Origin of the sequence: Acidocella sp. MX-AZ02 (genome assembly GCF_000306035.1) — a bacterium.
Lineage (GTDB): Bacteria > Pseudomonadota > Alphaproteobacteria > Acetobacterales > Acetobacteraceae > Acidocella > Acidocella facilis.
Window position 1 is genome coordinate 723138 of sequence record NZ_JH976208.1, and the last position, 11469, is coordinate 734606.

The 11469-nt window shown below is 60.1% G+C and carries 10 protein-coding genes; 5 read left to right on the forward strand and 5 right to left on the reverse strand.

The window, feature by feature from the left end; genetic code table 11:
- Nucleotides 1-85: 85 nt before the first annotated feature.
- From MXAZACID_RS11765 to MXAZACID_RS11780, 4 genes are read left to right on the forward strand one after another with little or no spacing between them, the layout of a single operon-like run.
- Entirely contained in the window at nt 86-961 is an 876-nt protein-coding gene (locus MXAZACID_RS11765; protein ID WP_234731496.1) for an outer membrane protein assembly factor BamD, read from the forward strand.
- Between the two features lie 6 nt (nt 962-967).
- Entirely contained in the window at nt 968-2647 is a 1680-nt protein-coding gene (gene recN / locus MXAZACID_RS11770) for a DNA repair protein RecN (RefSeq protein ID WP_008494591.1), read from the forward strand.
- Nucleotides 2644-4656, forward strand: a complete 2013-nt coding sequence (gene ligA, locus MXAZACID_RS11775) for an NAD-dependent DNA ligase LigA (protein WP_008494592.1) — start codon at nt 2644-2646, stop codon at nt 4654-4656. Before recN ends, ligA begins: the two co-directional genes overlap by 4 nt.
- 15 nt (nt 4657-4671) lie before the next feature.
- A complete protein-coding gene (locus tag MXAZACID_RS11780) occupies nt 4672-5343 on the forward strand; it encodes a MarC family NAAT transporter (RefSeq protein WP_008494594.1) in 672 nt (223 codons plus the stop codon).
- Nucleotides 5344-5727: 384 nt separating this feature from the next.
- On the opposite strand, the gene MXAZACID_RS11785 is transcribed toward MXAZACID_RS11780, so the two are convergent.
- The gene (locus MXAZACID_RS11785; RefSeq protein ID WP_008494595.1) at nt 5728-6690 is read right to left on the reverse strand and encodes an asparaginase domain-containing protein; all 963 of its coding nucleotides are present in this window, start codon (nt 6688-6690) and stop codon (nt 5728-5730) included.
- Nucleotides 6687-8153: an amino acid permease gene (locus MXAZACID_RS11790; protein ID WP_008494596.1), complete on the reverse strand. Its 1467-nt coding sequence runs from the start codon at nt 8151-8153 to the stop codon at nt 6687-6689. The genes MXAZACID_RS11785 and MXAZACID_RS11790 overlap by 4 nt, the downstream gene beginning before the upstream one ends.
- 237 nt (nt 8154-8390) lie before the next feature.
- Here MXAZACID_RS11790 and MXAZACID_RS11795 point away from each other — a divergent pair, with 237 nt between their 5' ends.
- Nucleotides 8391-9842: an aspartate ammonia-lyase gene (locus MXAZACID_RS11795; protein WP_240376625.1), complete on the forward strand. Its 1452-nt coding sequence runs from the start codon at nt 8391-8393 to the stop codon at nt 9840-9842.
- Here MXAZACID_RS11795 and MXAZACID_RS11800 read toward each other — a convergent pair.
- From MXAZACID_RS11800 to MXAZACID_RS11810, 3 genes are all read right to left on the reverse strand, one after another.
- A complete protein-coding gene (locus MXAZACID_RS11800) occupies nt 9814-10527 on the reverse strand; it encodes a FadR/GntR family transcriptional regulator (protein WP_008494598.1) in 714 nt (237 codons plus the stop codon). The two genes, MXAZACID_RS11795 and MXAZACID_RS11800, sit on opposite strands and share 29 nt — an antisense overlap.
- Before the next feature lie 292 nt (nt 10528-10819).
- Complete coding sequence (locus tag MXAZACID_RS11805; RefSeq protein ID WP_008494599.1) at nt 10820-11251, reverse strand: RbsD/FucU family protein; 432 nt, start codon at nt 11249-11251, stop codon at nt 10820-10822.
- Between the two features lie 12 nt (nt 11252-11263).
- The coding region (locus MXAZACID_RS11810) for a PfkB family carbohydrate kinase (RefSeq protein WP_008494600.1) at nt 11264-11469 on the reverse strand (206 nt) is incomplete at its 5' end.

Sequence of the window (11469 nt, forward strand, 5' to 3'; positions counted from 1 at the left end):
GGGAGGTACGATCGCGAGGGAGGTCTCTCGGCAGGAGCGTCTACAGGCTTCATGTTCGTGGATTAACTGCTATAAGCCGGACGCAATGACACATCTTCGTACCGGCTTCGTCCGCCTGTCCCTGCTCGCTCTTGGCCTCGCCTTGGCGGCCTGTTCAAGCTCCAAAAAGGGCGATGCGTCGCTGGGGGACTTCGCCAGCGGTAACGTTCCCCCGCCTGACCAGGCATATGCTGCGGGTGTGAAGCGGATGCAGGCCGGGGACTACGATAAGGCTGTGGGCGATTTCAACGCCTTGCAGGAAACCTATCCGTACTCCACCTGGTCGACCCATGCCGAGATCCTGGCGGCTTACTCACAATATAAGCAGATGGACTATGATGACGCGATCAGCTCCCTGAATCGCTTCATCCAGCTGCACCCCGAGGATGGGGAAGTCGCCTACGCCTATTATCTGAAGGCGCTCTGCTATTACGAGCAGATTGACGATGTGCAGCGCGACCAAACCACGACATACGAAGCGATTCAGGCTCTCCAAGACGTGGTGACCCGCTTTCCGGATAGCGCCTATGCGCGCGATGCGCGGATAAAAATGCGCCTCGCCTATAATCGGTTGGCTGGCCATGAAATGGTGATCGGTCGGTTTTACGAGAAGCAGCATCTCTATGCTGCGGCCATTGGCCGCTACCAGACCGTGGCGAATTCCTATCAGACCACCACCTTCGCCCCGGAAGCCCTGGAGCGCATGGTGGAGGTCGATCTCGACCTTGGGCTGCCCGATGCGGCGATTCGTAGCGCGTCGGTCTTGGGGTATAACTATCCTGGCAGCTCCTGGTATAAGGCCGCTTACGATAAGTTGAAGGCTCATGGGCTGGTGAATAAGGCAGACGAAGCGTCCGCGAACACGGATGCCGTGGCCCCAACGCCGAGCAAGCCGAGGCACCATTGGTACTGGCCCTTCTGATAGGCAATGCTGAATAGCCTCTCGATCCGCGATGTGGTGCTGATCGAGCGGCTCGATCTGCATTTTTCCTTCGGACTGACAGCGCTGACCGGTGAGACCGGCGCCGGAAAATCCATTCTGCTGGATAGTCTCGGCCTGGTTTTGGGCGCCCGGGCCGATTCGGGCCTGATTCGCGCCGGTGCCGCTCAGGCTGTGGTGGCCGCCAGCTTCTCGGCCGCGCCGGGGCATGCCGTTCATAGGCTGCTCGCTGAGCAAGGGCTCGATTCCGGCGAAGATATCCTCGTGCGCCGTATTGTCTCGCGGGATGGCCGTTCCCGGGCTCTGGTCAACGATCAACCGGTCAGCGCCGGGTTTTTGAAAACCCTCACCGCGTCGCTGATCGAGGTGCAAGGGCAGCATGAACAGGTCGGGCTGGCTGACCCCGCCCACCATATGGCGTTGCTGGATGCCTTCGGGGTTCCCGAAGCAGGGCGTGAGCTGGTCGCCGCCGCCTACAAAGCCTGGCGGCACGCGGCGGCGCGCCTTGCTGAGGCCCATCAAAAAATCGAAGACGCCGCGAAGGAAGAAGAGTTTCTGCGTCATGCCGCGGCGGAATTAGGAAAGCTAGCGCCGGTGGATGGCGAGGAGGAAGCTCTTGCCGCCGAACGCTTGCGCCTGCAGGCCGGAGAACGGCGTGCCGAGGCGATCGCGAGCGCGATCGCGGAGCTGCGCCCGAAGGACCGTCGTCAGGCCGGGCCGGCGGCGGCTTTGCGTGCGGCGGCTCGGGCCATTGTCCGGGTGACCGTGCCGGCGGGCCACGTCAATCCTGCCGGTCCTGCCATCGCGGCCATAGAGCGGGCTGAGGTCGCGCTGGCTGAAGCGGAAGATTTTCTGGAGCGTTTGGCTTCCGCCGAGGAAGACGATCCGCGGGCCCTGGAAGCGACGGAGGAGCGGTTGTTTGCCTTGCGGGCTGCGGCGCGCAAGCATGGGGTACAGGTGGCGGATTTGCCGGCATTCTTTCAATCGCTGCGGGAACGCCTCAGCGCTTTGGAAAGTGGTGTTGCCGGACTTGCGCAATTATCGGCGGAAACGCAAAAACTGCGCGACGCTTATATCCATTTAGCCGCTAACTTATCGCAACAAAGAGAGGTGAGCGCGCGCAAGCTGGAGGCGGCGATTGCGGTTGAACTGCCACCCCTGAAACTGGAGCGGGCCAGGTTTGTGGTTGAAACGAGTGCCTTGCCAGAGGCGCAATGGGGGCCGCGGGGAACTGACGCGATACGTTTTTTGATATCCACTAACCCTGGAGAATTGCCAGGCGCTCTTGATAAAATCGCCTCTGGCGGCGAGTTGTCCCGCCTGATGCTGGCCATGAAAGTGGTCCTTTCAGCAGGATCGGATAATGAAACCCTGATCTTCGACGAGGTGGATTCCGGCATTGGCGGCGCGACGGCGGCTGCCGTGGGTGAGCGGCTGGCGCGCGTTGCCGACGAGGTGCAGGTGCTGGTGGTGACACATTCGCCGCAGGTGGCCGCGCGGGCCCACGCGCAGATGCGCGTGCAGAAACTGGAAATAGACGGCCGGGCCGTGACGGACGTGAAGATGTTGAATGATGAGGAAAGGCGCGAGGAGATTGCGCGCATGCTGTCCGGCGAAAGCGTGACGCAGGCCGCACGCCAAGCGGCCGAGAGCCTTTTAACGAAATGACAGACCGAGATAATTTTCTGCGTTTATTGGCACAAATTGAGGCCGCCAATATAGCCTATCATACGCAAGACGCGCCGACCATGCCGGATGCGGCGTATGACGCCCTGCGTAAAGAGGCCGAGGCGATACTTGCGATTCATCCCGAATGGCGCGGCGACGCGAAGGCGCTGCAGCAAGTCGGCTCAAAGCCGGCCTCCGGTTTCAAGAAAATTCTTCACCGGACGCCGATGTTGTCATTAGACAATGTTTTCAACGCCCGAGAATTCGAGGAGTTTGTTTTAAGGATCAGGCGTTTTCTGGGGTTGAAGGAAGATGCGCTTGAGTTCGTCGCCGAACCAAAGATGGATGGTTTGTCGATCTCCCTTGTGTATGAGCACCACAAATTCGTGCGCGCGGCGACGCGCGGAGATGGCAGTGAGGGTGAGGACGTAACAGCGAACATCTTGACGCTGGACGGCTTGCCGCGCCAATTGCCGTCTGATGCGCCTGAGTTCATCGAAATCCGCGGCGAAGTCTATATGATGAAGGCGGATTTTCTGGCGCTGAACGCCTCGCAGGAACGCCAGTTTGCCAACCCGCGCAATGCGGCTGCGGGAAGCCTTCGCCAGTTGGACCCGTCCATTACAGCGAAACGAAAATTGTCGCTTTATGTCTACGCGCAGGGCGAAACCTCGGTGTCCGTGGCGCAAACGCATATGGAGTATCTGGCAACGCTCCGGCGTTGGGGCTTTCAGGTCAATCCGCTTTCCCGCCTGGTGAATGAGAGCGGTACTGAAGATTTCCAGACCGAAATAGGGGAGAAGCGCGCTGAGCTGCCTTACGATATCGATGGTGTCGTCTATAAGGTGAATGATCTCGGCTTGCAAAATCGCCTAGGCTTTGTCGGTCGTGCACCGCGTTGGGCGGTGGCGTGGAAATTCCCGGCTGAAAAAGCAAGCACAGTTCTGGAAGATATAGAAATTCAGGTGGGAAGGACCGGTGCCCTCACGCCTCGCGCCCGGCTCAAACCGGTGAATGTCGGCGGCGTGCTAGTAACATACGCGACCCTGCACAATGAAGACGAGATCGAACGCAAGGATCTCCGTATTGGTGATATCGTGGAGTTGCACCGCGCGGGAGACGTGATTCCTCAAATCTTGCGGGTGCTCCAGCGCGGCGAGAAAGCTGAACCCTTCCTTTTTCCAGACCATTGCCCCGCCTGTGGTGCATTGGCTGTCCGGGACGATGACGACGTCGTCAGACGCTGTACGGGAGGTTTGACCTGCCCGGCGCAAATCGTCGAACGGCTCATCCATTTTTGTTCCCGTGCGGCGTTTGATATTGAAGGCATGGGCGAAAAGACAATCAGCGAATTTCATGAGGCGGGTTTACTTGATGGACCGCCGGATGTTTTCAAATTGCCCGCGCTTGAAAGCATTGTCGCGAAACGTGAGGGCTGGGGTGCGCTTTCGGCGGCCAAGCTGTCTGCGGCCATCGAAGCGCGCCGAGACATGGATTTGGCTCGCTTCATCTTCGCGCTTGGCATACGCCGCATCGGCGAGAATAACGCCAAGCTTCTGGCGAAGCATTATGGCTCTTACAAGATATGGAAAGAGTCCATGCTTGCGGCACAGGTAATCGGCTCGGACGCAAGGTTGGAATTAGGCTCAATCTCCGGAATTGGCCCCGCAATTGTTCATGAATTATTGGCATTTTTCAGCGAGAGTCATAACCTGGATACGCTCGCTGCGCTGGAGCAAAACGTCCGCGTCCTTGATGCCGAGATTGTAGGCGGTGAGGATTCGATTTTCGCCGGCAAAACGGTTGTTTTTACCGGGACGCTTTCAATCGCGCGCCCTGAAGCCAAAGCACGTGCGGAAATGCTAGGAGCCAAGGTTACGGATTCGGTTTCGAAAAAAACAGACTATGTCGTTGTCGGTGAGGACGCAGGATCGAAAGCGAAGAAGGCGATCGAATTAGGTATCAGGATCTTGTCGGAACAGGAATTTAAGGAACTATCTGGCCTCTGAGGAAAGGGAGCGGGTATGCATCAGGCGGTATCGGCGTTTCTTCTGGCATTTCCGGCGCTCTTTTCCATCATAAATCCGCTTGGTGGCGCGATTATTTTTTATGAGGTTGCGGGAAACGTAGATGTCTCGCAAAGGCACCGGTTGGCCAAGCGTGTCGCGCTTTATTCCTTTTTTGTTATGGTTTCGGCGCTCTTGGCCGGCACCTACATACTTAATTTTTTTGGCATTTCGATGAACGCCCTACGTATCGCCGGAGGATTGGTGGTGTCGGTTCGGGCGTATGAAATGCTGAATGCCCCAGAGAGCGGGACCAAGCGGAAACAAAAAGACGCTGAAGCAGTGGCCGCGGCCGCGGACCAGGATTTGGCGAGCTATGCTTTTTTCCCTCTCACGCTACCCTTCACCACCGGACCCGGGACGATCGCCGTTACAATTTCCCTGGCAACGGGTCGACCAGATGGCTGGGCGCAAGCATGGATATTTTATGCAGCAGACGCGTTGGCAGTGCTCGCAAATGCGCTGGTAATTTGGATTTGCTACAGCGCGTCGGACCGCATGGTCCGCATTCTGGGCCAGTCAGGGCAAATCATCGTCTCGCGAATGGTCGCCTTTTTGCTGTTGGGGATCGGCGTTCAAATCGCCATTACCGGGCTCAATCCCATTTTGCACGACGCGTTTGTTCGATAGTCGTATGAAAATACTTACTCTATTCATCCGAAGCTGAAATTCGTTTCGTTATCTCGTGTTAGAATCGTTTGACCGAAGCCAAGATCTAGTCTTCGGCTTTTACCCACCGATACGGTTTTGGATTTTCGTTGTGTGTGTCGATGAACATGTCAATACGGCCGCCGGGCCAGTCAAGTCTTGATCGTAGGGGGCGTGGCGTAGTTGTTCATCATCTGATGGACATCCAGAGCGGCGGGAATCGCGGCATTGATACGCATCAGAAATTCAAGAAACCCGTTGGTGCGCTGGCATTTGTGTAAGCATCCGGCATCGCCGGCGCAGCCTGATCAACCTGCTGCCGCTGACGCCGGATGCTTACGCGGAGCGGACATCACGGCAGGCGTTTCACGCCGGAATGATAGACATGTCCTGGCCAAACGTCGCGCGCATCTGCTGTTTGTCGCGCCCTGCCGCAATGAGGGCCGCCAGTAAAATCCGAGCTTGGCCGGGCCGCAAGATGCTGGCCTGAATGGCTCCCGCCGCCGCCAGATCATGCCCGCCGCCGCCGCCGCCATAGGAGCTGGTCAATAGCCCATTCGGCACCCTGCTGGAAACCACCACCGGCACAGCGCGTGCCGTGCACTGCCGGACCGCCTCCACCAACTGCGGATTGGCATTGCCCGAGCCCAACGCGGCCAGAACGATGCCATCGGCCCCAGCCGCCAGGCTTGCTTGCAGATGTGTCTGGTCGCACCCCGGATAAACCGCGACGATATCGACACGGACCGTCCCAACGTCCCCATCAAGGGCCAGGCTTTCCGGCGATGCCATCGGCCGGGCCTGGCGGAAGGCATCGGCCATTTCGGTGGAGTATTTATAAACACCCCAGACCGGCAGCAGCTTTTCATCGAAATAAAGCAAAATACCTTGTGCCGCATGCGCGGGGCGAAGTGCCGCCGCAATCGCGCCTGCAAGATTGGCCGGGCCGTCCGGCTTGGCATGGTCCGAGGTAAATTGCGCCCCGGTGAAGATCACCGGCTTGGTCAGATGCCGCTGCACATGCACCAGCAGCGCGGTTTCCTCCATCGCGTCCGTGCCGTGCAAAACCACCACCCCTGCCACATCGGGGTCGTGCAGCTGTGCCTGCACCGCGTCGCTGATCCGTTGTAGATCATCGAGCGTGAGGCTCGCGGAATCCTTGGCCATCAAATCCAGGATGCGGAGCCGGCACCCGTCATGGGGCACCAGCGCCAGCAGGCTCTCTCCCGTCAGCGTGGGCGCGCTCGCGCCGCTGGCCCCACGCTGGCTGGCAATTGTTCCACCAGTGGCGATAACCGCCACCAGTGGTTTGGCATCGTCAAGGCTCACGCCGGCTCCTGCTCAGTTTGAAACTTCACCACTGCCGCCTGCGCGCGGCGGTGGCGCATCAAATGCCAGCCCACAGCCAGCAGCGGCACGATGACAATAAGAGACGCCATCGTCCAGGTGCCGGTCGGGTAATCGAACGCCATCAGCACGAGCACCCCGGCCAGAAACACCAGCGTGAGAATGCCCGTGTAAGGCGCGCCCATCATGCGGAAGGCCGGCCGGGTCATCTCGCCGCGCCGGGCTTTATGCCAAAGCTTGAGCTGGCACAGGATAATGACGCCCCATGCGGAAATAATGCCCAACGCCGCGACATTGAGCGCGATCTCGAACGCGGAGGAGGGCACGATGGCATTGAGCCCGACGCCGATCATGGTCACCACGGCGGTAACGGCCACCCCGATATAAGGCACACCGGCCTTGTTCATCTTCATCAACACGGCCGGCGCCGAGCCCGAGGCGGCCAGCGCGTGCAAAATCCGGCCGGTGGAATAAAGACCCGCGTTGAGAGAGGACAGCACCGCCGTCAACACCACCAAATTCATGATGATGGCCACGTCGTTATACCCAAGCTTGCCAAAGAAGGTCACAAACGGGCTCTCGCCGGCGCTATAGGCCGTATAAGGCAGCAGCACCGCCAGCAGCAGCACCGAGCCCACGTAAAACACGACCAAGCGCAGAACCACCGACCGAATGGCGCCGGGAATCACCGCCTGAACATTTTCGCTCTCCCCAGCCGTCGTGCCGATGACCTCGATCGCGGCATAGGCGAACACCACGCCCTGCACGATGATCAACGCCGGCAGGACGCCGTGCGGAAAAAAGCCGCCATTGCCGGTAATCAGGCTCAGCCCCGGGGTATGGCCGTCAATGGGCGTACCGCTGACGACGAAATAAATACCGACGGCCAGAAACACCACCAGCGACGACACTTTGAGCAGGCTGAACCAGAATTCCAGCTCGCCAAATACCTTCACCGACAGCAAATTCATGCCCAGCACCAGCAGCAGCGCCGAGAGGGCGAACACCCATTGCGGAATGCCCTGCAGCCAGGGCACATAATGCTGGAAGAAATTCATATAGAGCGCCGCGGCGGTGACATCTGCCACCGATGTCATGGCCCAGTTCAGCCAATACATCCACCCCACCGTGAAAGCCATTTTCTCGCCATAGAACTCCCGTGCATAAGAGACGAATGAACCCGAGCTGGGGCGGTGCATGATCAATTCACCCAAAGCGCGCATCACCAGAAAGGCGAAAAAGCCGCAGAGCGCGTAAACAAACACCAGCGCCGGCCCGGCCAGCGCAAACCGCCCGCCGGCTCCCAGAAACAGCCCCGTGCCAATCGCCCCGCCAACCGCGATCATCTGAATCTGCCGGCGTTTCAGCGCCTTTCGGTAGCCCGCATCCTCGGCAATTTCTATTTTTTGCACAGCTTTTTCGTAAGCCTTTGTTTCCTCTGACATTATCCCTCTCCATGGGGTTGTACTTCGTGGGCGTCATCAACCGGTGCCGGCGCTTCCCGGCACAGCACGGCCCATATGAAGCCGGCGCAACGCCGGGGGCTCCATATCTGTATTACAGCTTAACAGCAAGGCTTATTTTTGAAGTCCTGCCATCCTTGCAAAAGCTCATCCCATCAATTGACGCCCCGAAACGACGAGGGTACCTGAAAATTGGTCTTACAGCTTTACAGATCGAAAATGCATAAACAAAAGGAAACGACCATGGTTGCACCGCGTATCGAACATGATCTCCTGGGGCCCAAGGAGATTCCGGCCAACGTCTATTGGGGCGTTCACACTGCCCGGGCGGTGGAGAATTTCCAGATCACCGGCATCCCGATCGGCCATTACCCCCACCTGATCCGGGGCTTGATGTTCGTGAAAGAGGCGGCCGCCTGCGCCAATCACGAACTCGGTTTGCTCGACGCCGAGCGATTTGCGGCCATCGCCCAGGCCTGCCAGGACATCCGGGCCGGCGCGCTGCGTGATCAGTTCGTGGTCGATGTCATCCAGGGCGGCGCCGGCACCTCCACCAACATGAATGCCAACGAGGTGGTCGCCAACCGCGCCCTCGAGGTGCTGGGCAGTCAGCGGGGCGATTATGCCCGGCTTCATCCCAACGACCATGTCAATCTCAGCCAATCAACCAACGATGCCTATCCCACGGCGCTCAACATCGCCCTGATCGAGGCGGTGGACGACCTCGCCGCCTCAATGGATGTTCTGCAACAAGCCTTTGAACGCAAAGCCCAGGCTTTTCAGGGGCTGCTAAAAATCGGCCGGACCCAGTTGCAAGATGCCGTGCCCATGACGCTCGGCCAGGAATTCCGCACCTTCGCGGTGATGCTTGGCGAAGACCGGGCGCGGCTAATCGAATCAGCTTCCTTGCTTCACGAAATCAATCTCGGTGCGACCGCGATCGGCACCGGCCTCAACGCGCCGGCCGGCTATGCGGCGCGGGCCTGTGCTCATCTCGTCCGGCTCACCGGCCGCCCGCTGGTGACCGCCAGCGATCTCATCGAAGCAACCCAGGACCCCGGCGCCTTCGTGCATCTGTCCGGCGTTCTCAAGCGTGTCGCGGTCAAGCTATCTAAAACCTGCAACGATTTGCGCCTGCTGTCCTCAGGCCCGCGCGCCGGACTGGGCGAAATCTCCCTTCCTCCGATGCAAGCAGGTTCGAGCATCATGCCGGGCAAGGTCAACCCGGTCATTCCCGAAGTGGTGAACCAGGTGGCTTTCACGGTCATCGGCAATGATATGACCATCACCATGGCGGCCGAAGGCGGGCAGCTTCAGCTCAACGCTTTCGAACCCGTCATCGCGCGCTCCCTGCTCGATAGCCTGCTCGCCCTCTCCGCCGCCTGCCGCACCCTGGCCACGCGCTGCGTTGACGGCATCACCGCCCATGAACCGGTGATGGCCCAGCGGGTGCGGGACTCCATCGGGCTCGCGACGGCTCTCAACCCTTTCATCGGTTATCAGGCAGCCACCAAGATCGCCAAGCAGGCCCTGGAGACCAACCGTACGATCGTGGATGTCACGCTCGAGGGCGGCTATCTCTCCGCCGCCGAGCTCAACGAGCTCTTAACGCCCGAGCGGCTGCTCAACCAGCTAGCCCCCGTCACTCAACCGCCTGGGTCCGGTCGATAATGTCGTTCAGGACATTCTTGACCTGGGTGAGATGGGCGCTCATGGCGTCCTGAGCCTCACGCTCAAGCCCCGCCGCGATCGCCTCGGCGATCCGGCGGTGTTCGACATTCGAGGCTTCCCGCCGATGCGCCATCAGATTGAGCAATGCCGATTGCCGCAGCAGCGCATTTTGAATATCGCCCAGAATTTTGCCGAACACGGCATTTCCCGAGGCCTCGATGATCAGGCTGTGAAACGCGCCATCCAACCCGCCCCACGCGCCAAGATCCTCCTCGCGCTCCATCTGATCGCACAAATCCAGAAGCCTGGCGGCCTGCGCCGTATTGCGGCGCCGCGCGGCCAAGGCCGCGGCTGGCGCTTCTATGTGCGGGCGCGCCTCGATCAGGTCACGGGCTGAATATGTCCCATAGCTGAGCTTAGGGTCGGGCGCCGCCGTGACCACAAACGTGCCGCTGCCGGTGCGGGTCTGGGTCAGGCCCAAAGTCTGCAATGACCGCAATGCTTCGCGGATCACGGGGCGGCTTACCTGGTAGCCGCGTGCCAGCTGCACCTCGGAAGGCAGACGCGCCCCCACCGGCAAACGCCCCGCGGTGATGGCGGAACGTATGTCATCAAAAACCGTCTCAGCGGCGTTTTTCTTGTCAACCGGATGTGCGTTGGACAGCCAAGCCGTCACGTCGTTCATTATGAGGCTCTTTACTAAAACATGCCGCGTCGCGCCCGGCATGAACTATGCCGGTCTGGTCGAGCGTTCCCAAGATTTTCCAGATTAAGCGGACGGCCAGGCAATGGCAACGCCGCCACGTCCCGGCGAAATGCGCACATCGCCAAAGGCGCCGTCCGTGCGGCATGAAAACCTTCGAGGATGCGGTTCCTCGCGAAACCAAAACTGCGCCATACCCTGAGGCGGAAAAGCAACCATGCGCCCGGCGCTTCGTTGGTCATGCAGCCGAGTGCTGCGCGCATATCGAGCCAATTCAGAGCCGGATCACCCCCTTGGTGATGATGACGTTCGCATAAAGCCGCCTGTCGCCGGTCTGCACGATGCAGTAGCTGGCGCGGGCCTGGTCGTAAAACGCCTCACGGCTGATCGTGCCCAGCCGATCAGCGCTGACGCCGTTGTCCTGCGCGATCTGGCGGATCTGCGCCACGGCCTCCGGCACCTCCTGCGGCGCGTCGACAACCTGCATGGTCAAAAGCGGCAGCGGGATGAAATCATCCACCGGCAGCACGCTGAGCACCGCCTCGAACACGCGGTCGATGTCCAACGCCGGCAGGGTGATCAGCCGGCGCGCGCAGCTGGTGGCGGGGAAATTCGCGTCGACAAGGCTGATGCTGTCGCCATGGCCCATGGCGCGCAAAGCGTGCAGCAGGTCGGCGGTGAGCAAGGGATCGATACCGTGCAGCATGGCGGAACTCCGTCAGGGGGATAAAGCGAGGCGGGCGAGAATCGCGTCGCGTCGGGGTAAAGAGGGCTGGGCGCCGCGGGTGAGCGCCGCCAGGGCGCCGGCGGCGTTGCCAAAGCGCACCGCCTGCGCCAGCGCCGCGCCCTCCTCCAGCGCCGCGGCGAAGGCGCCGGCGAAGGCATCTCCGCAGGCGGTGGTGTCGAGCGGGGTGATGTCATGGG